Raw genomic sequence first — 26,259 nt, 5'->3', positions numbered from 1 at the left:
TGGCTATGGATATTTCGGTCAGGCCTGCGGTGGTAAAAGCCGAGGAGACTCTGGATCCGGACGACTGGTCCGGCATCCAGACACTATCGCACCAGGTCATCGACGATGCGGTGGGTTACCTGCGCAACGTTCGCGAGCGCCCGGTCTGGCAAGACATGCCGGATCAGGTCAGGGCAGTCTTCGACGCACCATTGCCAAAAACGCCCGCGCCCATCGCCGATGTCTATCGTGAAGTATCCGCGACCGTGATGTCCTATCCGATGGGCAATATTCATCCACGCTTCTGGTCGTGGTACATGGGATCGAGCAACTTCACAGGGGCGCTCGGAGATTTCCTGGCGGCAATCCAGGGCTCAAATCTTGGTGGCGGCAATCATGCCGCCGCTCTGATGGATCAGCAGGTCGTCAACTGGTGCAAGGAAATGCTGGGCTTTCCTGCTTCTGCGAGCGGCACGCTGGTCAGTGGTGGCTCGATGGCGAATATCATCGGGCTGACCGTGGCGAGAAATGTCAAGGCTGGTATCGACGTTCGCGAACACGGCGTTGCTGCCATCAAGAAGCCTTTGCGCTTCTATGGGTCGGATCAGCTTCACAGCTGCCATCGCAAGGCAATGGAGGCGCTTGGCCTCGGGAACCTTGCCCTCAGGCGCATAGCGACAGATGCGGACTTGCGCATCGACCTTGCCGCCTTGCGGGCGGCAATCGCTGAAGATCGTGCGGCAGGTTTCCAACCCGCCTGTGTGATCGGGACTGCCGGAACCGTCAACACCGGCGCCGTCGACGATCTGCAAGGCCTGGCGGCGCTGGCGGCGGAAGAAGGCCTCTGGTTCCACGTCGACGGGTGTATTGGCGCGCTCATTGCCATCGCTCCGGAGAATGCCTGGCGTGTTGCAGGTATAGAATATGCGGACTCCGTCGCGCTCGATCCGCATAAGTGGCTGCATGCACCCTTTGAAGTCGGTTGCGCCCTTGTCCGTGATGCGTCCGCCCATCGCAACACATTTGCGGTGACGCCTGAATATCTGGAGATGACGTCGCGTGGCCTCGCATCGGCCAATTGGCTGCATGAATATGGCCTGCAGACCTCACGCGGTTTTCGCGCGCTGAAAGTGTGGATGTCGCTGAAGGAGCACGGCGTTCTGAAATTCGGTCGTCTGATCGATAAGAACATCGGGCAGGGCCACTTCCTCAACGATCTGATCGAGGCGGAGCCGCTTCTGGAGCTGGTCGCAACCACCAGCATCAACATCGTCTGCTATCGTTATCGTCCGGATGGATTCTCCGGCGAGCGCCTGAAGGCCTTGAACACCGAGATCATGCTGAGACTCCAGGAAGAAGGCACCGCTTCGATTTCGGACACGACGGTTCGCGGCGAGCATTGCCTGCGCGTTGCAGTCAACAACCACCGCACCCGGCAGGAAGATCTTGATCTCCTGGTTCGGGAAACCTTGGCTTTGGGGAGCAGGATCGCCAACGGAAATTGACGATCTGCCTTGTTACGAAGGGCAGGCGGCGCCTGTTGCAACCCAGGCCTTGATCAGTTCACCAAATGCTTCCTGAGTTCCGGGCACAGGCTCCCTGCCTTCGCCGGGATGCCAGCCCCAGCCGACGAGATCGTCATGCGCCATGTGTTCGACTATCTCGTCAAGGCTCTTGCCGCCGTTGCGTTGAGGGTCTTTGATCTGGTTGCAGATATAGCCGAGCGATTTGCCTTCCCAGGCCATCTCGATTGGAGCCAGATGCCAGTTCGGGTTGCCGGGAATGCTCTTGATCGTTTCGGACTGGGCAATGATGTTCACATTCTCGGCTCCGTGGCAGGTATTGCACTGCATGCCCGGCTTGCCCATGCCGCCTTCGCCCCGCAATACCGGCGGCTGGTGCGGATGCATGGAGATGTCCTGTAATGGCCTGTCGCTCGCCGGATGGCAATTGACGCAGCGCGGATGCTCGATGACCTTGCCAGCCTCCTCGAACAGCGCGACGGAACGCTGCTTTTCATCGGCGATCGATTGGAACGACGATGCAGGTTTCAGTTCCTCCTTCGCAGGTGCTGGCTTGTCCTGAGCGAACGAGATATTGGAGGCAACGAGTGCGCCATTGACCGCAAGGCACACTGCCACCGACATGTAAGCGATGTTCCGTTTCATGCTGTGCCCCTCACTCAAGCCGATAGTACGTTGACGAGCGGCAACTGCCGGACGGGGTTATTTGTCAGCCGCCGCCAAGCGTTGGCGACCGCGGGGCCTACGGGAGGCACACCGGGTTCGCCGACGCCGGTCGGCTTTTCGGTTGAGGGAATGATCGCGACCTCGACTGCCGGCATCTCGTTGATGCGCAATGACCGGTAGTCGTGGAAGTTCGATTGAACGATCTTTCCGCCTTCGCCAAGGGTGATTGCATCGAACAGCACAGCGCCGAGACCATAGCCAATGCCGCCCTCCATCTGCGCCGCGATGACGTTCGGGTTAACGGCGATGCCGCAATCGACCGCACACCACACTTTGTGCACCCGGGGCGTTCCGTCTTCTCCGAGAGAGATTTCGACGATCTGCGCAACGTAACTCCCAAAGCTCTTGACCACGGCAACGCCCCGTTGCCGTCCTTCCGGAATGGGCGAACCCCAATTGGCCATCTCGGCGACCTTCTTGAGTGTTCCCGTATGCCTGGGCTCCTTTTGGAGCAATGCCAGTCTGCCCTCGACCGGGTCTTTGCCGACCTTCTGTAGCAACTCGTCGACAAACGTCTCGACAGCAAATCCGGTATGCGTATGACCTACGGAACGCCACCAGAGCGGCGGAACTTCCAGCTTGGTATTGTGCGAAATCACCCGCAGGTTCGGAATTGTGTAGGGCAGGTCGGATGCACCTTCGACCGAACTGTCGTCGAGGTCGGCTTTCCCCATGATCGACTGGCCGACGATCGTCTGGTCCCAGCCGACGATCTGGCCATTGGCGTCCATGGCGCCGCGCATTTTGTGGACATACATCGGCCGGTAATAACCACCGCGGATATCGTCCTCGCGTGTCCACATGTGCTTTAGCGGACGGGTACCGTCGGTTGCACCGAAGACAGCTGCCGCTTCCTGCATGTAAGGCGAGCCGAACTGCGCCTTGCGTCCGAAGCTGCCGCCTGTGATCTGCGTGTTTATCCGGACCTTCGAGGAATCGAGACCGAGCACCTTTGCCGCGGTGTTCTTGTCCATGCCGGGGAACTGGGCGCCGTTATAGACATCGACCGATCCATCTGGTCTCTTGATGAAAACCGCGTCGAGCGGCTCCATGGGTGCATGCGCAAGGAATGGAAACACGATCGTTGCTTCCAGCGATTGCACGCCCGCCGCACCGAATGCCTTGTCGACATCGCCATTATGCGTTGCCTGCAGACCCTTTTCGCCGAATAGCTTGGCATAGTCTGCCGTCAACTGGTCGCTTGACCTTGTCTCGGCTTTGGAAAGATCCCATTCGACCTTCAGTGCGGCCCTGCCTTTGAGGGCGGCAAAGGTGTTGTCGGCATAAACGGCTACACCTTGCGGCACCTGTTTGATATCGACGACACCCGCAACCTTGCGCGCCTCGCTGTCATCGAACGACTTTACCGTGGCACCGAAATGAGCCGGATGCTCGACGACCGCGTAGAGCATGTTGTCTGCCGTTATGTCGAGCGTATAGACCGCCGTACCATTCGTCTTGCTCAGCGTATCGAGCTTGGGAAGCTCCTTGCCTATAAGGACGAAATCCTTCGGATCCTTCAGTTTTGGTTCCGCCGGCGGGGTCTGCGTCGCTGCCTTGGCAGCCAAGGCGCCGAAGCCGCTTTCCTTGCCCGAACCCGCATGCATGATGCGGCCCTTCGACACCGTGATCTCGCTTGCCGGAACATTCCATTCGGCGGCAGCCGCTGCAACCAGCATGGCCCGGGCCGTAGCGCCTGCCTTGCGGAGCTGATCGTAAGAATTGGCGATGGCAGTCGATCCACCCGTGCCCTGCAGGCCAAACATGAGATTGGCGTAGACCTTGTCGTCGGCCGGTGAGTGCACGGCGCGCATCTGGCTCCAGTCCGCGTCGAGTTCTTCAGCGACGATCGTGGCCAGCCCGGTGAAGGGCCCCTGGCCGAATTCGATATGCTTCGACAGCACCGTTACCGTATCGTCGGCGCCGATCTTGACGAAGGCATTCATCGCGGAAAGCGTCTCCGCGCCCCCGGCCTGGACACCTTCCAATGCGTTTGCCGAAAACACTTTCGGCGCGAGTGTGAAACCGATGACGAGCCCGGCACCTGCCAGGAACGAACGGCGCGTGCTCTTGATGGTGTGGATGGTCATGGCTCAGCCCTCCATCGTATCGGCGGCATCGTGGATCGCCTGGCGAATCCGGTGATAGGTGGCGCATCGGCAGATGTTGCCTGCCATCGCTCCGTCGATATCATCGTCCGTCGGTTTCGGCGTCACTTGCAGCAGCGCAACGGCCGACATGATCTGTCCCGACTGACAGTAACCGCACTGCGGCACGTCGATGGCGACCCAGGCTTTGTGGATCGCCTCGGCTTCCTTGCCTTCGATGCCTTCGATCGTCACGATCTCCGAGCCATCGACGGTCGATATTGGCGTGATGCAGCTGCGCCGCGTCGTACCGTCCATGTGAACCGTGCAGGCGCCGCATTGGGCAATGCCGCAGCCATATTTCGTGCCGGTGAGTTTTTCGAAGTCGCGCAGCACCCAGAGTAACGGGGTTTCGGGATCCCCGTCGAAAGTCCGTTGCTGGCCATTAAGTTTGAATGTGATCATGATCGCGTCCCGCTTCTGGCTGTGCACGTGGGGCGTGCTGGCTGGAGTTGGTCTCCTGAGATATCAGGTTCGACAAGCATGGTGGCAGGCCCGCCCGAGGTCAAAACACTTTTCTGCTATCTGGCTTCGACGATTTTTTTAAGGGCATGTCGGCTTCCCCGATCGTTGTTCGTCTTCATGACACGAACGATACAAACCGAGGAGACGAACATGAAAATCCTGTCCAGCCTTTTGGCAGTTGCAGCAATCGCATTAAGCGTCACGTCCATGGCTCACGCCGCGGCAACCGGGCCTGCTAAAACCGGACACGTCGAGGCTGGCGGCATCAATTACTATTACGAGATTCACGGCGAGGGCGGGGGGAGGCCGCTTCTACTGTTGCATGGCGGACTTGGGTCGATAGACATGTTCCAGCCGATCATGGCCCGGATCACCCGGGATCGTCAGGTCATTGGCGTTGATCTTCAGGGCCATGGCCGTACCGAGCTTGGAACTCGCCCGATCAGCCTTGAGGCGATGGGCGACGACATGGCGACCATCCTGAAATCGCTCGGTCACGACAAGGCGGACGTCCTCGGTTATTCGTTCGGCGGCGGCGTGGCGTTCCGGCTTGCCGTACAGCATCCTGAAATGGTCGGTCGCCTGGCGCTCGTGTCTGCGGGCTATGCGCAGGATGGGTTCTATCCGGAAATGATCAAGATGCAGGCGACGATGAATGCGGGCATGGCCGACATGATGAAGGACACTCCCATGTACAAGAGCTACATGGCCGTCGCGCCGAAGCCCGCCGACTTTCCGCGTCTCATTGGCGCCATGGGTGATTTCATGCGCAAACCTTACGATTATTCCGCCGACGTCGCCAAATTGAAGATTCCGGTGATGCTGGTTTTTGCCGATAGCGACATGTATCGCCCTGAACATGTCGTCAAGTTCTACCAGCTGCTCGGCGGCGGCCTGAGGGATGCGGGCTGGATGCGTGAGACCATGTCGCAGAACCGCCTCGCGATCGTTCCGAACCGTACGCACTACGACATCTTCTTCGCGCCGGAACTGCCGGAGGCGGTCATGCCGTTCCTCGATGGGCAGGACAAGGTGAAGACCTGGGATGATATCGTCAACGCCGCCGATTGATAAGGCCTGTGGCGCATTGGCCGGCCGGGGCACCGCGTCCCGTCCGGCCACCTTTTGCGTATTCCGCAGAGCCGGCAAAAGGCCTATGATCCTCGCCTGTTAACGGCGGGAGGCAGGCTGATGAGATCTGCAGATAAAGTCTTCGCGGGAGCAATTCCGGACATCTATGACCGGCTCATGGTGCCAATGATTTTCGAGCCCTACGCGCAGGATCTTGCCGGCCGTGTCGCGAACCTCGAGCCGCGGCACATACTCGAAGTCGCAGCGGGGACGGGGGTGCTGACCCGGGCCATGGCCGGCCGTCTCGATGCCCAGACGCGGATCGTCGCAACCGACCTCAACCAGTCGATGCTCGATCTTGCACAGTCGCGGCTGTCCGACGCTCGCATCACCTGGCAAGTGGCGGACGCCCTCGCGCTTCCCTTTGAGCCCCAAGCATTCGATGTCGTCGCGTGCCAATTCGGGGTCATGTTTTTCCCGGACAAGATCGAGGAATATAAGGAAGCCTGCCGTGTCCTGAAGCCCGGCGGCCGCTATCTGTTCAACGTGTGGGATACTTTGGCGACAAGCGATTTTCCCCAAGCGATATCATCGGCGCTGGAGGAACTGTTCCCCGACGATCCGCCTGGCTTCATGGCGAGAACACCGCACGGCTACCATGACGAGACCAGGATACGTGGCGACCTGACCGCTGCGGGATTCAAGTCGGTCGAGTTTGAAACGCTCGGCAGGACCAGCCGGGCGAACTCGGCACGCGACGCTGCGACTGCGTTTTGCCAGGGAACGCCGCTGCGCAAGGAAATTGAAGCCCGTTCACCTTCCGGCCTTGAAGCGGCGACGGAACATGCGGCACTGGCCTTGGAAAGAAAATTCGGGACCGGCGCCATCGAAGGCCGGATCCGGGCCCACGTCATTACCGCAGTGCGCTGACCTGGGTCCGGACCCTAGCGCGCCACGACTGGCGAGACCTCGAACTTGTCCCTTGTGTTACCGATTGTCTGGAATGTTCCCCATAAGGCAATCAATACGGCCGCCATCAGAATGGCCATGATCAGGAAGTCCCGCAGTTCCAAAGGTTCAATGTCGCGATTCCGCATATCACTGGTCCCGATTCGTTTTTCTTGTATTGTGCGGAAACCGTGATTTCTCCTCAATAAACCGTCAGTTCACTAAAATTAATTAGTCGCCCGGCGACATCGGACGACGGCAAGCCCCGGGACACCCGGCATGGCACAGGCGGCAGGGTGCTACGAACAGAACTGGCAGATGGCGACGGCTATCGAAACGGCAAAGCCAAAGACGAGTAGATGACACCACATAGGCGTGGTGTAATGCATGATATTGTCGTCTTCATCATCGTCGTGCATGCAATGCCCTCTTGACTTTGAGCCGTCCCATATCAATTCAATGTGAACGCCAGATGTCAAGAGCTGAACTCTTGTTGATTGCCATCTCACCCCGCGGGTGGACATCGTCGGAGTTTGAACTATCCTCGCTTCCGGCCAGCATGCGCTGCGGTGAACGGGCACCGGAACAGGATGATGGAAATGAAGGTTCATGCGATGATCGCGGCTGCGATGCTCGGTGCCGCGCCCGCCGCGTCCCCGGTGCGGGCTGATCCCGCGATTCCGGTTGCAGTGGCAAACTTCGACTTCTCGGACACATCGGGTGAACCGGTCGACCAGAGCGAAACGCACGAACGCAGGCTAAGGCAACTGTCTGATTTTCTGCGCCAGCAGCTGGCGACGAGCGGCAAGCTCAAGCTGATAAATCTGCCTTGCGAGAAAGCTCAGTGCACCGCGACAGACCCTGGCTTCGAAGCGCTTGCCAGCCAGGCAAAACAGGTGGGCGCGCGTTTCATCGTCATCGGCATCGTCGAGAAGACAAGCACATTGATCGGCTGGGTCAAATACTCGGTTCTCAATGTCGAAGATCAACGTGCCGTTTGCGGCGAACTGATCACCTATCGCGGCGATACGGACGAATCCTGGCGCCGCGCCGCCAAGTTCTCGGCAGGCCAGATTGTCAGCCGTTGTCCGCTTGGGGGGTGATAACGCGCTAATTATAGACGAGTTTCGGCTTGAATCCTGAGCGCGTTTCTCTCTGCTCGAGTTCTGCGACTTTGAGCGCGGCTGAATGGGCGAGGTCAGCGAATATCCGGTCGAGCGCGGCGGCGGCTTCGTGCAGGACTTCGGCGAGATCGACTGCGCCGATGTCCTCGGCGAGCGCCCGCATTTCCAGCGCGTGCTGCTCCAGGAAGGCATGCAGACGCCTGGCCTGGTCCAGCGTCAACGCCTCATAGGCGAGAAACCTTGGAATCTTCTCGCTCAACTGCCCCGCAAGATCATTTTTCTCGCGAAGTATATCTAACCATTGTGTCATGCGCGGGCTCCGGTGTGCCAACGCGAAGTCTTGCAGAGGAGCAGAGAGAAATCAATTAATCGTCAAGACTAGACAGTTTAATGCAGATTTATTATCGGGGCAGGGTATCGAGCCCGGTCGGAAACACTCGTTCTTCTTTGGGCTGGCACCGCCCGCCAGGGAAGTACTTCGAGCTCCGCCAATCCAATCCCGCCGCGCACACACGCGAATATCATTTCGGAACTTGCGGAAAAGCTGACACAAATTATGGCGTTATTCTGTGGAGCCCCTATATTGGACGAAACTGCAATATCGGAATCCTCGATGAACGATGACTTTCAGGCCGACATTGATGCGATCGGCCGGATCGACGCTGTGCCGATGATCCTCGACGTCATATGCCGGACAACCGGCATGGGCTTTTCTGCCGTAGCACGTGTGACCGAGGATCGTTGGGTCGCCTGTCAGGTTCTCGACAGCATTGATTTCGGCCTTGAGCCTGGCGGTGAACTGTCGGTCAAAACCACGCTCTGCGACCAGATCCGCGATACGGGTGAAGCGGTGGTCATCGAGGAGGTTGCGAAAGATGAGCGCTACGCATTGCACCACACACCGGCGATCTATGGCTTCCAGAGCTATATTTCCATGCCGATCGTCCTCCCTGATGGCACGTTTTTTGGCACGCTATGCGCCATCGATCCGCGCCCGGCACGCCTCGATAATCCTGAGGTGATCGGCATGTTCAAACTGTTCGCAGAGCTTATCGCGTTTCATCTGCATGCAAACGAGCGCCTCGCGATGACGGAAGCCGCACTTGTGGATGAGCGGAGGATTTCCGAGTTCCGCGAGCAATTCGTCGCCGTGCTCGGGCATGATCTGCGCAATCCGGTTGCATCGATCCAATCAGGCACGCGCATGCTGCTGCGCTCTCCGCTGGACGAAAAGGCGAAGAGTATCGTCAAGCTGATCCGCGGCAGCGCCGTTCGCATGTCGGGCTTGATCGACAATGTGCTTGATCTGGCAAGGGCGAGGCTCGGCGGCGGTGTGGTGCTCGACGTCGACGAGGCAGAACCCCTCAAGCCGACATTGATCCAGGTCGTCGACGAACTCGTTTCAATTCAGCCGGATCGCCTAGTCGAAACGCACTTCGACTTCGAGGATCCGGTGAAGTGCGACCGGGTGAGGATCGGCCAGCTCCTGTCCAATCTCCTCGGCAATGCCTTGATGCATGGCGCGGAGGACAGTCCGGTTCGCATCCGTGCATCGATCGATGGTGACGCGTTCGAACTATCGGTGTCAAATTCCGGGGACCCGATTCCGCTCGAGGCACAGGAACAATTGTTCCTTCCATTCTTTCGCCGTGAGGCCCGCCCGGGTCAGCAGGGGTTGGGGCTCGGCCTCTATATCGCCTCGGAGATCGCGCGGGTGCACGGCGGGACACTGGAAGTCGCCTCGACCCACGAGGAAACACGATTCACCTTCCGCATGCCGCTGGTCCGCTGATTCAAGCCGTTGTTGCCTGGCACCCGCCACAAAGGCCGCGCGAAAACGTGAGGATCTACGATCCGCCGCTGGCCCACTCGATCTATCGCCCTGCGCTTTCGGCGCGAACGATAAGACAACGCTTGCAATCAATGGCGTTCGAGAACGGCAACGCAACTGCCGAGATCGTTTGTCGCCAGATGGGCGTAGCGCATGGTCATCGACAGCGTTTGGTGGCCGAGCCAGATTTGTACACGCCTGATATCGATGCCGCCGCTCCGCAAGCCAAGGCGAGCGTCTGACGAAGCTCCCCCCTCATTCCACCCTTCCGGATAGCTAGCCGGCTGGGCCACGGGTCTCGCCCCTCGGACTCCATGAAAGAGGGAAAAAAGCTCTCCGATCTTGGCATCCGTTTCTTCTCCACAAGGGGAATATTGCAAAACTCTTGGAATATGATTCCCTGTCTGTGTTGCGGGGGATGAATTGGATGGTTGAGAAGACGGTGGGTCAGTTCAGTTTTGCCGATGCGCTGGTGACGGCGCGTGCCGGTTCGGATCGTCTGGGCAAGCTGTCGTCGGTGGTGAAGTGGTACCGGTTTGAGAAAGTGCTCAAGCCGCTCGACAAGGAGACCGCCGCCGGACCGCCCGCCTACCGGCCGCTTTTGATGTTCAAGGCGCTTCTGCTGCAGCGGCTCTATGGCTGTCGGATGCCGAGCTCGAAGAGGCGCTCTACGACCGGCTGTCGTTTCGCCGCTTCTGCGGGCTGGGCCTGGACGAGATGGTGCCCGACCACACGACGCTGTGCCGCTTCCGCAACCGGCTGATGGAAGCGGGTGTGCTGGAGAAGCTGTTTTGGAGCTCGACCGGCAGCTCGACGCGGCCGGGCTGATCCTGCGGCGCGGCACGATGCTTGATGCGACCATCATCGAGACGGAGGCCGCGGCGCACCCGCTGCGCGAGGGTGAGGGCCAGTAAGAGGTACCGCGCGATCCGGATGCGGCGTTCACGCACAAGAAGGGCAAGCCGGTTCAAGTTACGGCTACAAGGCCCATGTCGGGGTCGACGAGGGATCCGGGATCATCCGCAAGGTGATCACCACGCCGGCCAATGTCAACGACACGGTGCCGGCCGACGCTATGATCTCGGGCGACGAAGTGCGGGTTCTGGCCGACAGCGCCTATCATACCCATGCTCGCGAGGCCGCGCTCAAGGCAGCCGGCATCCGCTGCGGTCTGATGCGGCGGCCAAACAAGCATCATCCGGTGCTCAAGCCCGCTGCCCGGCGCTTCAACCGGATCATCGCCAAAAGCCGGGCGGCTGTGGAAACGACATTCGCCACGCTCAAGCGGCGCATGGGCCTCGACACGATCCGCTATGTCGACCCGCAATCAGGCTGCCGAGGCGCAAGAGCAAGTTTCGCAATGGTTCCACAAGGGGAGAAGGTGGCCCGAAGGGCCGGATGAGGGCTAGCATCAATCAGAATCGCGTTAGTCGCCACGGAGGCCTCTAAAAGCGCGAGGATCTACGATCCGCCACTGGCCCACTCGATCTATCGCCCCGCGCTTCGGCCCGAACGATAAGACAACGCTTGCAATCAATGGCGTTCGAGAACGGCCACGCAACTGTCGAGATCGTTTGTCGCCAGATGGGCGTAGCGCATGGTCATCGACAGCGTTTGGTGGCCGAGCCAGATTTGTACACGTCTAATGTCGATGCCGCCGCTCCGCAAGCAAGGCGAGCGTCTGACGAAGTTACGTTCGCTACCCCTCCGGCCCTTTGGGCCACCTTCTCCCCGTGGGGGAGAAGAAAGGGACGCCAAGATTGGAGAACTTTTTTCTCTCTCATGGAGTCCGACCGAAGGGCGAGTTCGTCGCTCATCTCGCTCGTTGCCCGAAGGGCAGGAAGAGGGGGAGCGTTAACTCAAAGCCATTGCCCGCTACGAGGCGCGCAAAAGCGTGAGGACCAATTATCCGCCGCTGGCCCACTCGATCTATCGCCCCGCGCTTTCGGCGCGAACGATAGGACAACGCTTGCAATCAATGGCGTTCGAGAACGGCAACGCAGCTGTCGAGATCGTTTGTCGCCAGATGGGCGTAGCGCATGGTCATCGACAGCGTTTGGTGACCGAGCCAGATTTGTACACGTCTAATGTCGATGCCGCCGCGCACCAGCCGCGAGGCGCAGGTGTGGCGAAGAATATGCGGTACCACCTGATCGTCCGTGCCAAGTCCGACCTCGGCCTTGGCTTCGTTCCAGATGGCCCGGAAGCGAACCTGCGTGTGCATGGCGAATGGCCCCTTCAAGCGGCCATGCGGAATTTGGAGGACCTCCCTGACGCGGGCGGTCAAAGGAACGGTGCGGCTGCGTCCGGACTTGGTCAGCCAGAAGGTCGAACGCGAATCCTGCAGGTCGTTCCAGTTGAGCCCGATCGCTTCGCCGAGCCGGCAACCCGTATCGACGAGAAAAACGCTCAACCTGTAGCTGTCTTCGCAGCGCGCACGGATTGCCGAGAAAAGCCGCTGCTCTTCCTCGGCTTCAAGGAAGCGGATGCGCCCTTGCCGCTCTTTCTGGCGCCGGAACTCCGGCAGATTGTAGATGTCGCCCATCTTGCATGCCTTTCGCAGCAGCTTGCTCAATGCGGCCATCTTGCGATTGATGGTTGCATTGCTATTGCCGCGCTCGCGAAGGGTGCCAATCACAGAATCGAGCATCTCTTGCGTAAAGACGCTGAAACGCTCGCCGCTCAATATTTCGCAAATCTCGCCAAGAAACGATCGGACATTGGTCTTGTGCGATCCCTCGTCCCAGAGAATGCTGATATATTGCGCTGTCAAATTGTCGAGAGAGTGTTCCCTGACGAGCCGCTTGATCCCGTGGTCCGCCGAAGCGTAGCTGAGATCATACTGGAACCGTACTGGAAACGCCGCGTCGGACGGAGAGGGGGACATGCCCGAGATAGTCATATTGGTTGCGCTCTAATTGATAAAACAAATGCCGGAATAATATGTGACGAGTTGTAGCCGTCTTTTCCGAAAGCGCAATCCTTAGGCCTATAGAACTTTAGGCTAATAGACTCCCGTTCGTTGAAACCGTGCGTGGTTACAGCGAGCTCCAACCTCGAGGGTTGTTGTCCAAACATTTCTTCGTCTCCTCGGTCCGCGACCGGCTTTAAAATCCTCTCTCGTTAATGTCTGTGCGTTGCTCGACGAACGCTGAAAATTGAATGGTGAATATGTTTGAGGGGCAGGCCAACGCCGGAAAAGTACCGGCGTTGGGTAATTGTCAGGTGATCAAAAGATCAGAAGTTGCGCTGGAAGCGGATAATGCCCTGGAAGGCGTCATCCTTGGCGCCAGGCGTGCGGGCCTGGCGAGCATCATCCAACTTGGTGTAATTAACCTCCGGCGTAAGAACGAAACCCGGAACCAACGTGTAGGCTACGTTGAAAGCGGCAGCGATCGTGCCTTCGTCTTCATAGCCGACCTGTGCATTGACGGTTGCCTTGTCTGAGACCTTGGCAGCAATACCACCCCAGACAGCGTAATCGCCATTCCAGGTGCCGTAGAAGTCGTTGCGGTTGTTGGACTTGTATCCGCCCATGACCCACGCCGAGACAGTATCGGTGAGCGTCACGTCCAGACGAACCTTGCCAGCCCATTCTTCGGCTTTGGAGTCATAACCGGCCACACCGGTAACCGAGCCCCAGCCCTGCTTGAACTTCGCACCGCCACTAAGATGCGGAAGATAGTCATCGATCAGGTAAGCGCCCTTACCCTGCTCCGCACCAATGAATGCCGAGAAACCATTTTCGGCAGCAAAAGTGTAGCTGATCTGGTTGGTGGCGTAGCTGCCTTCGGCGATAATGTCATCGGAGATGATTCCGGAGCCAAGGTAACCCGTCCAGGATGTGAACTGCGAGTCGGCAACACCAACACGGAAACCGCCAAGCTCGATGGTTGCCTGGTTCAGGTCAACCGTTTCGGCATCTGCACCGTTCTTGAAATTGTAGCGAAGTTCGGCATAGGAGCGCAGCGTGCCGAGCTCCGTTTCCGAACGTGCATCGAAGCGGGTAACAGCACGGGCACGCCAGTCATAGGTGTTCCGCTCAGTTCCCTTAGAGGCGTCGTCGCCGCCATTGATCTGGGCGCGGACATAGCCGCTGATCTTCAGGCAGGTCTCGGTGCCGGGAATATAGAAGAAGCCAGCGCCATACGCGTCGCAGACGCGAACATATTCGACAGGTTCTGGTTCGGCGACGACGACTGCGTCAGCAGCACGTGCGCCTGATACTGCAACAAGTGCTGCAGCGGAGCCAATTAGAAGGCTCTTGATGTACATTTCCAATCTCCAATCAAATAAAAAATGGTTCTGGCGTTTTCAAATCTGGTGAAAGGGAAGGTCTTCTCGACCCGCGCCTGCAGTTCAAACAACGAAGGCCGAATTGGTTGTTGAGGACGAAAAGCCAATGCCGGAGCGCCCGGCATTGGCTTCTGTCAGCACGTCAAAAGATCAGAAGTTGCGCTGGAAGCGGATAATGCCGCCGAATGCATCGTCAGCACGACCAGAGTAAAGCGAACGGAAGCCGTCAAACTTGGTGTAGTTCACTTCTGGCGTGATTACGAAACCAGGAACCAGCTGGTATTCGACGTTAAGGGCAGCAGCGACAGTGCCATCTTCCTCGTAACCGACCTGGCCGTTGACAGTTGCCTTGTCGCTAACTTTGGCGGTTAGACCACCCCAGACTGCGTAGTCACCATTCCAGGTGCCAAAGAAGTCCTTTTCATCACCGGTCTTGTAGCCACCGATGATAAACGCCGAGATGGTGTCACTGAACTTGACGTCAGCACGAAGCTTGCCCGCGAATTCCTCGGTAACCGAATCGTAACCAACAACACCGGAGAGCGAACCCCAGGCCTGCTCGAACTTCGCACCGGCAACGACGTGCGGTGTATAGTCATTGATCTTGTTGCTCGAGGTAACTTGCTCGCCATCAGCATCAAGAATTGGCGCGCCAGTGATGACATCAACCACATTATAGCCGCCGCTTCCCTGTTCCAGGCCAACGAATGCCGAGAAACCATTGCCGCCAGCGAATGTATAGCTGATCTGGTTGGTGACATATGAACCTTCCGCGATCACGTCGTCATTGATGACGCCGCCAAGGTAGCCTGTCCAAGTCGTAAACTGCGAGTCGGCCGCGCCAACACGGAAGCCGCCAAGCTCGATCGTCGCCTGGTTCAGGTCAACCGTTTCGGCGTCGGCACCATTCTTGAAGTTGTAGCGAAGTTCAGCGAACGACTTCAACGTGCCAAGTTCGGTTTCCGAACGTGCATCGAAACGGAGAAGCGCACGGGCACGCCAGTCATAGGTGTCGCGCTTGGTGCCTGAATATGCGTCATCGCCAGCCGAGATGTCTGCGCGAACGTAACCGCTGATCTTCAGGCAGGTTTCGGTTCCCGGGATATAATAGAAGCCCGAACCATAAGCATCGCAGACTTTGACGTATTCAACGGGTTCGGGTTCGGCGACGACAACTGCGTCTGCAGCGCGGGCGCCGGTTACTGCAACGAGGGCTGCAGCGGAGCCGAAAAGTAGGCTCTTGATGTTCATTTCTGACCTCCAGTCAAGATTCGGACCGAGATCAGGGGGAATGGCAGGCCGGAGGAGGCATTTTCCCCAGCAAATGCGCGACTTTTGGCTAGTGGCCGACGGAGCTGGAGAAGAGATTGACGATGAGAACGCCGGCGATGATGAGCGCGAGGCCGACGATCGCGGCGATATCGAGCGGCTGTTTGAACCAGAACCAGCCGACGGCCGCGATGAGAACGATCCCCGCGCCCGACCAGATCGCATAGACAATGCCGACAGGCATGGTCCGCAGCAGCAGCGACAACAGGTAGAACGCAGCGCCATAACCGAGCGCACAGACCAGCGATGGCCACAGCCTGGTAAACCCATCCGCCTGTTTGAGCGCCGACGTGGCAACGACTTCACAGACTATGGCGAGAAGAAGGGTAAGATAAGTCATGTCAAATCACCATCGAGGGAAAGCCGGAAATCGTTGATTCGATTCATCCTTTGGCGCGCAACACCGCCGTAATGGCCGATTCTCCTAGGTTTTGGCGTTCCAATTCCGTCATCTCAAGGCATGTTTTTATTAAAAAGCCGGTTACCTGTATTAATGAGTGGTAAAGATATTGGAGGAGCCGGGGCAATTTCGTGGCTTTTGTGCAACAGCGGCTTGGCATAGAGCCCTCACAGGGTGTTGATGGGGACATTCGTGGTTGAAACCCCGGCGTTGGCGAGTATGGTCTGTCGAGAGGAAGGGCGTTCACCGCATTTCTTCTTGGACTTAGGGGATGGGGACAGGTTGTCCTTCAGCCAAATTGGAATGCCCAGACCCATTTTTAACTTTGACTGGAGGTCAGAAATGAACATCAAGAGCCTTCTAATCGGCTCCGCTGCAGCTCTCGTTGCAGTATCAGGCGCACGTGCTGCTGACGCAGTCGTCGTCGCCGAACCAGAGCCCGTTGAATACGTTCGCGTTTGCGACGCATACGGCGCTGGCTTCTTCTACATCCCGGGGACCGAGACCTGCCTGAAGATCAGCGGCTATGTCCGTTATGATGCTGCTGCTGGTGACAACGTCTATGACGGCACCAACGTTGGTGCCAAGGACAACGAGACCTGGTACAAGCGTACTCGTGCAGAAGTTCGCTTCGATGCACGTTCGGAAACCGAACTCGGCACCCTGCGTTCCTACATTCAGGGCCGTTTCCAGTACACCAATGGCATCGATGATGGCGGTTCGCTGCCACAGGCTTGGATCGAACTCGGCGGCTTCCGTATCGGTGTTGCTGACGAACTCTTCGGTTCGTGGACGAACTATGCTGGCAACATCATCAACGACGATGTTATCAACTACCAGTCCGGCACGACCAACCAGGTCAGCTACACGTTCACTGGCGGCAATGGTTTCTCCGCTATGATCGGTGCTGAACAGGGCCAGGATGACGTAACAGGTCTTGGTGGCAACTACGTTATCGAAGACTACATGCCACACGTTCTTGCTGGTGCGAAGTTTGAACAGGGCTGGGGTGGTATCTCCGGTGTTGTCGGCTACGACTCCAACGTTGAAGAGTTCGCTGGCAAGCTGCGTTTGGACGTGAAGTTCAACGAGATGTTCTCTGCCTTCGTCATGGGTGGATATCAGTCAGGCTATGAAGACGACTTCGATCCAATCACAGGCGACGTTGATCTCGATAGCCGTAACTGGTTCGGTACATGGGAAGGCGATTGGGCAGCTTGGGCAGGTATCTCTGTCAAGGCTACTGATAAGGCAACCATCAATGCTCAGGGCGCTTACGAATCCGAAGGCACCTATGCCCTCGCTCTTAACGTAGCTTATGAGCTGGTTCCTGGCTTCGTTATCACGCCAGAAATCAACTACACCAAGTTTGACGGTGCCCGTCAGGCCGCTTCCGAATTTGACGGCGGCAGCGACGACGCATTCGGCGGCATCATCCGCTTCCAGCGTAACTTCTAATCCTTTACTGGATTGGTTGAATGAGACCCGGCAGCGCAAGCTGCCGGGTTTTCTTTTGTCAAAATTCCGTGTCAACGGCTTTTCTGAACAAGATTGTGGCACGCAGGCACATGGCTGTGTTGAAAAGGCCATAAAGAGCGGGCAGACATGAACATGACTGCAAGTGAGACGAGAAAGTTCTGGATATATGCACACGATCAAAAGCTGGTTCTGGCCAGGCGTAATCACCATTGCGCTTTTGACGGCGCTGGCCGTGTGGTTTCTGACCGATCCGATCGACCGCGAGCTTACGGCTTCTGTCAATGATGGGCTTGCGCTGCAAAACGACTGGGCAAGCGCCGAGATCGATGGCCGGGATCTGGTCCTCAAGGGGATTGCGCCATCCGAGGAGGCTCTCGCCGCCGCGCTGAAAATCGCCGGGGAAACGGAGGGCGTTCGGATCGTCGATAATCAGACCACGCTTTTGCCCCTCGCAGACCCATTCTCCTTCGTGGTCACCAAGTCCGATGAGGGCATTCTCCTGTCGGGCAATGTTCCCTACGGCGATGCGCGCGCAAAAATTCTCGCCGCTGCGGAAAATGCGATGCCTGGCATCGAGATTCTCGATGAAATGGCCGTCGCCCGCGGTGCGCCGCAGGGATTTTTCAATCTCGTCGATTTCGCGCTTGCCCAGGCGGCTCAGCTGACCAATGGCGAGGTGGAAATTTCCGGCACTACCTATAATATCAGGGGTACCGCCGCCAATTTGAATGATTATGATAGGTTGAACGCTGCTTTCCATACCGCTCTGCCGGGCAATGCGGAGGCGGGCGAGATAAAGTTGGAAGCGCCGGCGCGCGCCAGCAGCAATTGAAAAGAGGCGGATTTGATGTGGTATCTGATAAGCCAGCTCTGGCTCTTTCTCTTGATTGCTGTTCTGGTCGGCTTCTATGTAGGCTGGACGACCCGGGCCTAGGCAGTCGCCTGAACTCGATGAAGATTGGATAAGATCATGGTCATGTTCATTTTGTCGTCGCTGTTCCTCATTGCTGCAGCCTTCATCATTGGGGCCATATTAGGCAATCTTGCCAAGAGCTTATCTCCAAAGAGTAATTCTGTTTCGGAGAGTTCGACGCGTGCCGCCGATGCGCGGCTCTCGTCACTGCCGCTTCTTGGGACGCCTGCCAATGACGACGTGAGGAAATCGGCAAAGGAAGCCGCCGCGATGATTCCGCCGGCCGAGCCGATCCCGGCGCCCGATCCCGCAAGATCAGGCCGGGGGCCGAGAACAGCCGCCAAGACGGCCGCACCAACGGCGCGGGCGAGGCCGGCGGCAAAAGCTGTCCGCAACCCGCGCCAGGATGACAAGAACCGGCCCTCATTGCTCAAGGCGGCGCGGCGCGGCAGGCCCGACAAGCTGACGCAGATCAACGGCATCGGGACAATTATTCAATCGAAGCTCTTCATGCTGGGGATCTATCATCACGACCAGATAGCCGCCTGGACTGCGGACGAGGCCGCGTGGATCAGCGAGGAACTTGGCTTTCCCGGTCGCGCACAGCGCGAGGACTGGGTCAAGCAGGCTTCCGACCTGATGAAGGCGAAAGCAAAGCCTAAGGGTGCGTCCAACAAAGCTGCACCCAGACCAGCCAGAACCGGCAAAAACGGCTGAGCGTTTTCCGTTTGGCAATGCTGCTATGCGTGGTTCGACAAGCTCACCATGAGGGAAGTAGAGTGTTGCAACGACAATCGCTGACGTGCTGAATTTCTGCAGTCGACCAAGCCCGCGCAATTAGCCCACTCTCTGCAGCCAACCCCATGCCTGCAGTCAACTCCATTCCCTGCAAGTGCCCACCTGCAGTCAACTCACCTCCCTCATGGTGAGCTTGTCGAACCACGCACAGCAGTATTTCCAGGCAAGAACTGCTCCAAGGCCCGAAACCTAAACCGCGCGTAAATCCACACCAGCCACAAATGCTGCGATCAGTTCGGGCAGGCGCCCGGTTTCCAGCATCGGTGTATGGCCTTGCCCTGCCACATGGATGACCTGCAGCGCCTTGTGCCTGCGCGTCATTTCCTCGACAGTTTCAGCGGCAAGCAATGGCGTATTCTCGCCCCGGATAACCAGCATGGGCAGTTCGCTCATCAGGTCGAATTGCGGCCACAAGTCCGCCAGTTTCCGGGTAAAGTCGATGCCGTCCAGCGTCCGCACCAGGTTGGGGTCGAAGTCCGGGCGTATCACTCCATCGGTCTCGCGGTAGATCGCCCGGGCGAAACGCTCCCAGTCCGCGTCTCTCAGCGCCGGAAATGCTGCGCCGTGCACGGCACGCTGGATTTCCGCGGCTTCAGCAATGGTCGACGGGATTTGCGGGTTGCGCAAATAGTGGCTGATCTGCAGCAAACCCGCCGGCGCAATCTCCGGCCCGATATCGTTGAGGATCACGCCGGCCAGAAGCTGCGGAGCAATCGCCGCAACAATGTGGATTATCAGTCCGCCACGTGAGGTCCCGAGAAACACCGCCTTGCTGATATCGAGCGCAGCAAGTCCGGCGATCACGTCGCCCGCTTCGATGCCGATATTATAATGGGTGAAATCGGGATCATAGGCGGAGAGGCCGCGCCCGCGATAGTCGAAGCTGATCACGCGTCGCGGCGTTTGCGCATGTTGCGCCAGCGTCTGCGCGAGTTCGTGAAAGTCTCTGGAATTGCGCGTTAACCCCGGCAGGCACACCAGCGGCAGCTTTTCGAGTTCCCGCACAGGTTCATACACGCGGGCGTAAAGCTTCAGCCCGTCCGGCGCATCGTAAGAAATCTCGCGAAAAGCCAAGCGATCAACCACGCCGCCCGGCGGTCAGATCGGTCTCGATCTGCGCCTTACCGGTAAGCCGCGACTTATATACTTCGTAGTTCTCCATCACACGCTGCACGTAGTTGCGTGTCTCGGTATAGGGAATCCGCTCGATCCAGTCGACGACCTCGTCGAGTGGCTTGCCGCGTGGATCGCCGTATTTCGCGATCCACTGGTTCGCCCGTGTCGGCCCGGCATTGTATCCGGCAAACGTAAGTACATACGAACCATCGAACTTCGAGATCTGCTCGCCGAGAAACTTCGCGCCGAGCGTCGCGTTATAGGCCGCGTCCGTTGTAAGTCGGTCCGCCGAATAGCTCATGCCGGCGCGGGTGGCGACGCCCTTTGCCGTTCCCGGCAAAAGCTGCAGCAGTCCGCGCGCCCCGGCGCTGGAGACCGCGGCCGGATTGAACTCGCTCTCCTGCCGGGCAATCGCATAGGCGAGGGCCGTACCGGATCCGGAGATATTGGCATTTCCAGGGATGGCGCCGATGGGGTGGGACAAGGCGCCGACATCGATACCGCGCTGTGCGGCGGCCTTGCCGACCCGCAAGGCGACATAATGGTTGTTCTTGCGTTCCGCCATTACCGCCAGCAAGGCGAGTTCGCCCGGGCTGTCGAGTTCCTGTGCAAGGCTCGTATAGAGCATCGCTGCGCGCGAATCGTAGCCCGTATCCTCAAGCCGCTTGATCGCCTGCACCGCCTCGCGCTGTGCAAATCGTGCGCGATCGGCATCGGTGGGGCGCGGGTAGGGAAGTTGCAGGCCGGTCTGGCCAAGCTTCGCGGCCGCGAGCTGGCCGTAGAACGTCGTGCCATAGCGTGAAGCCCGCGCGTAATATTCGCGCGCATTTCCCGGGCTGCCGGCCTCCGCCGCACGGCCGAGCCAGTAATAGGCTCGCGATGCCGACATCGGCTTTGATGAAAGCTCGGCGATGCGGGCAAAATGCTTATGAGCCGTATTCGGGTCGTTCAGCGCCCGAAGCGCCATCCAGCCCGCGTGGAACTCTGCATCCGCTGCGACGGCGGGCGTCTCGGCGCTGTGCATGGCGGCCAGCCGGTAAGCCCGCTTTGCATCGCCAATGTCGAGAAGCTCGCGCGACAGCACCCGGCGCTCGGTCCACCAAGCGTCCGGATCGACCAGCGAAGCCGCATCGCGCGGTGCCGTAGCCATGACTTCGGCCGCTTCGCTGTATTTCTCCTGCCGGCGCAGATATTGCGCCTTTGCAAAGATAAAGGCCGCATTCCGCGCCCAGGAACCATCCACCTGTGCCAGCTTCTTGCCGGCGTCCGGCGCCTTTTGCAGTACGGCGGCAAAGGCCTGGTATAATGAGGTCGCACCAGCGAGCTTGGCCACGCGCCCGGCAGATTTCACCTTGCCCTCATAGAGCATGGTCAGCATGCGCGTCAGGTGGTCCTCGCGCGCGATCACCTGCGAAAACTCCTTGAGGATCATCGCCTCCTGGCTGTCATCGAGCTTCTTGGTCCGCCAGAAAGGCCCGAGGATTTGCCGTGCGGCACGCTGGTTGCCCGTCGCGACATAGGCGCGTGCCAGCACGACCATGCCTTCGGTTGTCTGCGGCGCGGTATTGCCAAAAGCGCTGATGACGACGGAGGGCGCGGGATTCTCCTTGAGCAACGCCCGCTCGGAATTGTTGCGGAAGGTCGCCATGCCAGGCCAGCCCGGCAGTTCGGCGGCAGCTTGCGCGATCTCGGAGCTGGGAACGCCCGGCGCATTCGACAGCCCGATGGCCCAGGTCAATATATGCCGGTCGAGCGCCTGCGACGGCAGGCCGTTGCGAATGCCGATGGCCCTGCGCACGTCACCCGCGGCAATGGCGTCGAGGCCGCTTTTCAGGCTCCCCGCGATTGCCGTCGGTTTTGAACTCCGTCCGATGCCCGATGTCGTCACCGGGTCCGGATGCAGCGCCGCCTGGATCGCGGGGCTCACGCGGGTTTGCGCCGGGGCAAAGGGCTTCAGCTCCGGCACGGGCAATGCTGCCGAAGGCACCGGGTTCTGGGCGTGCGAAGCCGACGCCGTCCACGCGAGCGTGAGGCCAAGAAGGATATGACGCAAAACAGACGTTCTCAGCATGAGCGCTACCAGTTTATATGAAGCGGATCGTGATTGCCCCTGATCCGAAGGCTTGACGAAAGCATATGATAATGGCGGACGTATGAAAGCAGTATTAACAAAGGGTTATTCGATAGATTGGCATTCGAAGTTTTGAGTGGGTTCCGTGGGAGAGCTTGGGCGGTCATTCCCGTTAGCTGCGCCCGAATATGCTACCTAAGTCGAATTGCAAAGAAATTCGAAGCCGGATTAATTCCTTCGGACTAAACAAGCGGCATGGGAGGTGGGGTGCTGCTTGAGCCCGGGGAGGGGAATTCGATTGCCAAGCATCAAGAGCTATCTCTACAGGTCGGTCATCCGGCGCAAGATGCGCGGAGCCGGCGCCAGGTCATTTGAAGAAGCGCGTCAGGGCATGGAAGATGCCACCCGCCGCTTCGCAATGCCACCGGGCGTGGAAACGAGACTGGTGGATGTTGCCGGGAGGCAATCAGAATGGGTAATTCCTGCGGGCCAGACGAAAGGCGCGGTCATTCTTTATCTGCATGGCGGCGCTTATACAGCCGGTTCGCTCGATACGCATCGCACGCTCGCTGCTGAAATTGCCAGGGCGAGCGGCATCGCTGTGCTTGTGCTCGGCTATCGCCTTGCTCCGGAACATCCCTTTTCCGCAGGGCTTGAGGATGCGGTGCGGGCCTATGACTGGCTGTTGCATGATCAGCAAATTGCGCCGCAGCGCATTCTGCTGGCGGGGGATTCCGCTGGCGGTGGCCTCGCCTTGGCGACCGCCTTGCGGCTGCGCGACGCGCAGGTCCCGTTACCTGCCGGCCTTATCTGTCTTTCCCCATGGACCAATCTGACGCTGACCGGCAAGAGCATGAAGACGCGCCGCAAGCGCGATCCATTCTTTTCCGACACGCTTCGTCTGCAAAGTTCAGCGCGCGCCTATGCCGGAACCCATGCTCTCGATCATTGTGGGATATCGCCGCTTTTCGGCTGTCTGCAGGGTGGCTTCCCGCCGATGTTCATCCAGGTGGGCGACGACGAAATCCTGCTAAGCGATTCGGTCGATCTGGCGGAAACTGCGCGTGCCGCGGGCATTGCCGTCGATCTGGAGATCTGGCCTTCCATGTGGCACGTCTGGCAAATCTTCGGCTCGCAATTGCGCGAGGCACGCGAGGCAATCGCCAGGATCGGCGCTTTTGCCAGAGCCCGTATCGCAGCGGCGGCTTAGATTTATCGTCGCACCTTATCCGAACCGGTAGTCAGTCCGGCCGGCCACCAGGAAACCGCATCCTGCTATCATCGGCAGATTTGGACGTAAACGTAAGAGTAATTCCCGTGCTTTGGGAGGAGCGCGGAGGAAATTTAGAGAAAATTATTGAATTCGCCGGGCCGAAGCCCATCCGCTGCCGGAGCGCGAGCATGGTGCTTGCCGCCGGCCTTTATTCATCTATCACCTATTTTTCAGGAGAAACGAGCAATGCCATTTTTCAAAGACGAAGTACAATATCAAAAAGCCAGCCTTGGCTGGAAACTCGTGCTGCTCAGCGAGGGGTCCTATAGGGATCAAAAGAGCGTTGATAAAACCATCGACGAGTATGGAACCGGAGCCTTTGGGGGACTGGTCAATGAAAAAGGCAAGTTTCATCTGACCGAAGAAAGCGGCATGAAGGGCTGGAAGCAGATCGGCGGTCCGGCCCCGGTGTTTTTCACCGACAAGAATGGCGACAAACAGAACGATGCCTATACGAAGGATATCAGGCTTGCCATTCTGCAAGCCTTGGGCATCACCGCAGATAGTTTCAAGGACGGCACCTATCTAGGCGATGATGGCAAGCCGATAACCGATCTCACCCAGCTTATCGACAGCCATGGGTTCTTTCGTGGCTTCAATGTCGAATACGATGCCAACGACAAGCCGACGGGAAAATATAGCATCTCCCCCGATGGCGGCGCTCAGGTGCAGGTTCTTGCGCAATATGATGACAAGGGAAACATCATTTCCCTCGCCATTACCGCACTCGGCACCAATGGTGCGCTGGATTTCCCTGAGAAAGACGCCGAAGCCAATCTCACCATGGCACGAAAATTCGGCTATATTCTGAGCGCCGTGGAAAAAACCGCCCGGGCAAACGGTATCGAAGGCAAGGATATAATGTTCGCCGGCTACAGCCTCGGCGGTGGCATTATCAGCAGTTTCCATCGCTTGAAAACCGGGTTCTTCAAGGATTCGTTTTATTTCGCGGGTGCTCCCGGCGCCATCTCGCCGGAGGAGCGGGACGGCAGAATATTCAGTATCGGCGCTGAAAATGATCCGGTCTATGGACTGTGGGATCACGGCACGCCCGAAGGCTACGACGATTTCCGCCGGCTGTTCAAGAACGGCATGCCGGATACGAGCAAGCTCGGCTGGACGGATTTGTTTGAAAACCTGGGTCCCTTGTTTTTCACGCTCAGCAAAATTGTGGTTCAAATTGTCAAACGCGAAGATACATCCAAGTTTCTGACGGGCCTTCTCACTGATAAAAACTTTCAGCATCTTGTCACTAAAGTTTTCAACAAGGGCAGGGATCCCTCAAAATTCATCAAACCGGATACTTTCAAAAGCTTCATCACCCATTATATCGGTGTATTCGATAATTTCAGGCCCTATGTTGCCTCTGGCCCCAATAACCTGGTCGTTTTTGACGATGCTTATCATCAGCAGAACGGTCTGCTTGGCGCGAGCGAGTGGATTGCCAATCTGCTTAATATGCAGCTCAACAACAAGACCGTCGCGAGCAGCGGTTGGGCGACGCATGGCAGCATGCCAATGAGCGATGCAGTAGATCGCATTTATGGTTCGGTCTTTCATGATGTCATGGACCGCGACAGCGTCATTGTTCTTTCGCATCTCACCTCGAAACTGCAGGGCAAAATCTGGGTGGAAGACAAGAAGACGCCGACGAGCGATCATTATGGCGCAGCGGCCTTCATTCTCGGCACGAATGACAACGATCTCATCCGCGGCGGGCGCGGCGATGATGCCATAGAGACGCTTAGCGGCAATGATTATATCGATCTGAGTTCGGCGGCCGGATTGGAGCACTCGAAGGGCACGGATATCGTCTATGCCGGTCAGGACAATGACACGGTGATACTCGATGGCTATCGCGAGGATTACGTTATCCTTGGCGATAAAAAATCGCGCACGCTTTATGTCTATAACCCGGCCACCGGCCTTAAAGAACTGCATGATGTGGAAAATCTGCAGTTCCGCGGTGCGCGCTGGTGGGGCGAAGCAGTGGTGAACTGGTTCTCGGGCCTGTGGGGCGGCACCAAGCATGAGGGCACTTTCAATGTCGATGTGAAGAGCGGCCAGCTTAGCCGCTATGAGAGCTGGCAGTTTCTGTTCTGGCATGGCGGCGAGGTAAAAAACTATGGTTTCAACGGCCATGGTGGTCCGAACGGAGGCAACAACAATGCCAACCATCTCCTCGGCACGGATGGCGACGATACGATCCGCAGCCTGAACGGCAACGATCTCATCATCGGCGGCAAGGGCAATGATACGCTCATGGGCGACCACGGCAATGATGCGGTTTATGGCGGCGAGGGCAACGATCAGCTTTATGGCGGTATTGGCAATGACGTCCTTCACGGCGGCTTTGGCAATGATCGTTTTTATTATGAAGGCACCGGCTTCGGCATCGATACGATCGGCGATTTCAACACCAATGCCAATGACCGGGATGTGCTGACCATTGACAGGTCGCTGTTCGGCAATCTTGGCGAGTTGCTGGCAAATGCCAAATGGTGCGGCGAGGGCACGATCTCGCTGGTGAATAACAATAGCGGCGTGAAATTGCAGGGTTGGGCTAGTCTCGATCAATTCAGGGCCTATGCCAACAGCCACAGCGAGGCGTTCAACTTCGTCTGATCCGCAGATCATGGACACCGCGCCGGAAGAATCCGGCGCGGCCATCCTGCATCGCCGTCTATGAACGCGGACCAAGCCAACTTAGTTATCGAGCAAGTAACATTTGCCGAATTTCCGGCAGGTTTGGACGTAAACGTAAGAGTAA

Annotated in this window: 20 protein-coding genes and 5 pseudogenes; 12 read left to right on the top strand and 13 right to left on the bottom strand. The window is 58.1% G+C overall.

Going from position 1 to position 26,259, the window contains the following annotated elements:
* The first annotated feature begins 5 nt into the window (after positions 1 to 5).
* The gene (locus CU100_RS14015; RefSeq protein WP_106717133.1) at positions 6 to 1,484 is read left to right on the top strand and encodes a pyridoxal phosphate-dependent decarboxylase family protein; all 1,479 of its coding nucleotides are present in this window, start codon (positions 6 to 8) and stop codon (positions 1,482 to 1,484) included.
* A 12-nt stretch (positions 1,485 to 1,496) separates the two neighbouring features.
* On the opposite strand, the gene CU100_RS14010 is transcribed toward CU100_RS14015, so the two are convergent.
* From CU100_RS14010 to CU100_RS14000, 3 genes are read right to left on the bottom strand one after another with little or no spacing between them, the layout of a single operon-like run.
* Positions 1,497 to 2,147 (bottom strand): Isoquinoline 1-oxidoreductase subunit, encoded by a 651-nt coding sequence (locus CU100_RS14010; protein ID WP_106717132.1) that lies wholly within the window; start codon positions 2,145 to 2,147, stop codon positions 1,497 to 1,499.
* Between the two features lie 14 nt (positions 2,148 to 2,161).
* Positions 2,162 to 4,318 (bottom strand): xanthine dehydrogenase family protein molybdopterin-binding subunit, encoded by a 2,157-nt coding sequence (locus CU100_RS14005; RefSeq protein ID WP_106717131.1) that lies wholly within the window; start codon positions 4,316 to 4,318, stop codon positions 2,162 to 2,164.
* A gap of 3 nt (positions 4,319 to 4,321) precedes the next feature.
* Positions 4,322 to 4,780: a (2Fe-2S)-binding protein gene (locus CU100_RS14000; protein ID WP_106717280.1), complete on the bottom strand. Its 459-nt coding sequence runs from the start codon at positions 4,778 to 4,780 to the stop codon at positions 4,322 to 4,324.
* A gap of 210 nt (positions 4,781 to 4,990) precedes the next feature.
* Here CU100_RS14000 and CU100_RS13995 point away from each other — a divergent pair, with 210 nt between their 5' ends.
* Positions 4,991 to 5,911 carry an alpha/beta fold hydrolase gene (locus CU100_RS13995; protein ID WP_106717279.1) on the top strand — a complete coding sequence of 307 codons (921 nt, stop codon included), beginning with the start codon at positions 4,991 to 4,993 and terminating at the stop codon, positions 5,909 to 5,911.
* A gap of 120 nt (positions 5,912 to 6,031) precedes the next feature.
* On the top strand, positions 6,032 to 6,841 hold the full coding sequence (locus tag CU100_RS13990; protein ID WP_106717130.1) for a class I SAM-dependent methyltransferase: 810 nt from the start codon (positions 6,032 to 6,034) through the stop codon (positions 6,839 to 6,841).
* A 14-nt stretch (positions 6,842 to 6,855) separates the two neighbouring features.
* Here CU100_RS13990 and CU100_RS26880 read toward each other — a convergent pair whose 3' ends face one another.
* Positions 6,856 to 7,008, bottom strand: a complete 153-nt coding sequence (locus tag CU100_RS26880; RefSeq protein ID WP_170113820.1) for a hypothetical protein — start codon at positions 7,006 to 7,008, stop codon at positions 6,856 to 6,858.
* A gap of 450 nt (positions 7,009 to 7,458) precedes the next feature.
* Between CU100_RS26880 and CU100_RS13985 the strand changes: the two genes are divergently transcribed.
* Positions 7,459 to 7,962: a DUF2380 domain-containing protein gene (locus CU100_RS13985; protein WP_170113819.1), complete on the top strand. Its 504-nt coding sequence runs from the start codon at positions 7,459 to 7,461 to the stop codon at positions 7,960 to 7,962.
* A 7-nt stretch (positions 7,963 to 7,969) separates the two neighbouring features.
* On the opposite strand, the gene CU100_RS13980 is transcribed toward CU100_RS13985, so the two are convergent.
* Positions 7,970 to 8,293 carry a hypothetical protein gene (locus CU100_RS13980; RefSeq protein WP_106717128.1) on the bottom strand — a complete coding sequence of 108 codons (324 nt, stop codon included), beginning with the start codon at positions 8,291 to 8,293 and terminating at the stop codon, positions 7,970 to 7,972.
* A 303-nt stretch (positions 8,294 to 8,596) separates the two neighbouring features.
* On the opposite strand from CU100_RS13980, the gene CU100_RS13975 reads away from it, so the two are divergent.
* On the top strand, positions 8,597 to 9,775 hold the full coding sequence (locus CU100_RS13975) for a GAF domain-containing sensor histidine kinase (protein ID WP_106717127.1): 1,179 nt from the start codon (positions 8,597 to 8,599) through the stop codon (positions 9,773 to 9,775).
* A 128-nt stretch (positions 9,776 to 9,903) separates the two neighbouring features.
* Here CU100_RS13975 and CU100_RS13970 read toward each other — a convergent pair.
* A pseudogene (locus tag CU100_RS13970) lies at positions 9,904 to 10,038 on the bottom strand (tyrosine-type recombinase/integrase); the annotation flags it as partial.
* A 194-nt stretch (positions 10,039 to 10,232) separates the two neighbouring features.
* Between CU100_RS13970 and CU100_RS27660 the strand changes: the two are divergent.
* Positions 10,233 to 10,704 (top strand): annotated as a pseudogene (locus CU100_RS27660) (IS5 family transposase); the annotation flags it as partial.
* 65 nt (positions 10,705 to 10,769) lie between these two features.
* Positions 10,770 to 11,129, top strand: a pseudogene (locus CU100_RS27655) (transposase); the annotation flags it as partial.
* A gap of 218 nt (positions 11,130 to 11,347) precedes the next feature.
* On the opposite strand, the pseudogene CU100_RS27235 reads toward CU100_RS27655, so the two are convergent.
* The 5 genes and pseudogenes from CU100_RS27235 to CU100_RS13935 form a co-directional block, all read right to left on the bottom strand.
* Positions 11,348 to 11,482 (bottom strand): annotated as a pseudogene (locus tag CU100_RS27235) (tyrosine-type recombinase/integrase); the annotation flags it as partial.
* A gap of 307 nt (positions 11,483 to 11,789) precedes the next feature.
* Positions 11,790 to 12,593 (bottom strand): annotated as a pseudogene (locus tag CU100_RS13950) (tyrosine-type recombinase/integrase); the annotation flags it as partial.
* 458 nt (positions 12,594 to 13,051) lie between these two features.
* On the bottom strand, positions 13,052 to 14,089 hold the full coding sequence (locus tag CU100_RS13945) for a porin (RefSeq protein WP_106717121.1): 1,038 nt from the start codon (positions 14,087 to 14,089) through the stop codon (positions 13,052 to 13,054).
* Between the two features lie 171 nt (positions 14,090 to 14,260).
* Positions 14,261 to 15,361 carry a porin gene (locus tag CU100_RS13940; RefSeq protein ID WP_106717120.1) on the bottom strand — a complete coding sequence of 367 codons (1,101 nt, stop codon included), beginning with the start codon at positions 15,359 to 15,361 and terminating at the stop codon, positions 14,261 to 14,263.
* A gap of 88 nt (positions 15,362 to 15,449) precedes the next feature.
* The gene (locus tag CU100_RS13935) at positions 15,450 to 15,779 is read right to left on the bottom strand and encodes a DMT family transporter (RefSeq protein WP_106717119.1); all 330 of its coding nucleotides are present in this window, start codon (positions 15,777 to 15,779) and stop codon (positions 15,450 to 15,452) included.
* 402 nt (positions 15,780 to 16,181) lie between these two features.
* Here CU100_RS13935 and CU100_RS13930 point away from each other — a divergent pair, with 402 nt between their 5' ends.
* The 3 genes from CU100_RS13930 (at position 16,182) to CU100_RS13920 (ending at position 18,948) form a co-directional block, all read left to right on the top strand.
* A complete protein-coding gene (locus CU100_RS13930) occupies positions 16,182 to 17,297 on the top strand; it encodes a porin (RefSeq protein WP_106717118.1) in 1,116 nt (371 codons plus the stop codon).
* 187 nt (positions 17,298 to 17,484) lie between these two features.
* Positions 17,485 to 18,150: a BON domain-containing protein gene (locus tag CU100_RS13925; RefSeq protein ID WP_106717117.1), complete on the top strand. Its 666-nt coding sequence runs from the start codon at positions 17,485 to 17,487 to the stop codon at positions 18,148 to 18,150.
* A 138-nt stretch (positions 18,151 to 18,288) separates the two neighbouring features.
* Positions 18,289 to 18,948, top strand: a complete 660-nt coding sequence (locus CU100_RS13920; RefSeq protein ID WP_106717116.1) for a hypothetical protein — start codon at positions 18,289 to 18,291, stop codon at positions 18,946 to 18,948.
* A 270-nt stretch (positions 18,949 to 19,218) separates the two neighbouring features.
* Here CU100_RS13920 and CU100_RS13915 read toward each other — a convergent pair whose 3' ends face one another.
* Together CU100_RS13915 and CU100_RS13910 are read right to left on the bottom strand one after the other, a co-directional pair.
* On the bottom strand, positions 19,219 to 20,103 hold the full coding sequence (locus CU100_RS13915) for an alpha/beta fold hydrolase (protein WP_210280716.1): 885 nt from the start codon (positions 20,101 to 20,103) through the stop codon (positions 19,219 to 19,221).
* 4 nt (positions 20,104 to 20,107) lie between these two features.
* The gene (locus tag CU100_RS13910; RefSeq protein ID WP_106717114.1) at positions 20,108 to 22,216 is read right to left on the bottom strand and encodes a lytic transglycosylase domain-containing protein; all 2,109 of its coding nucleotides are present in this window, start codon (positions 22,214 to 22,216) and stop codon (positions 20,108 to 20,110) included.
* A gap of 298 nt (positions 22,217 to 22,514) precedes the next feature.
* Between CU100_RS13910 and CU100_RS13905 the strand changes: the two genes are divergently transcribed.
* Together CU100_RS13905 and CU100_RS13900 are read left to right on the top strand one after the other, a co-directional pair.
* Positions 22,515 to 23,426 carry an alpha/beta hydrolase gene (locus CU100_RS13905; RefSeq protein WP_106717113.1) on the top strand — a complete coding sequence of 304 codons (912 nt, stop codon included), beginning with the start codon at positions 22,515 to 22,517 and terminating at the stop codon, positions 23,424 to 23,426.
* Positions 23,427 to 23,675: 249 nt separating this feature from the next.
* Positions 23,676 to 26,114: a calcium-binding protein gene (locus CU100_RS13900; protein ID WP_106717112.1), complete on the top strand. Its 2,439-nt coding sequence runs from the start codon at positions 23,676 to 23,678 to the stop codon at positions 26,112 to 26,114.
* The last annotated feature ends 145 nt before the right edge of the window (positions 26,115 to 26,259 follow it).

The organism is Phyllobacterium endophyticum, from assembly GCF_003010935.1.
GTDB lineage: Bacteria > Pseudomonadota > Alphaproteobacteria > Rhizobiales > Rhizobiaceae > Phyllobacterium > Phyllobacterium endophyticum.
Note: the sequence above shows the minus strand (reverse complement) of the source record. Positions and strands in the feature narration are given on the sequence as shown.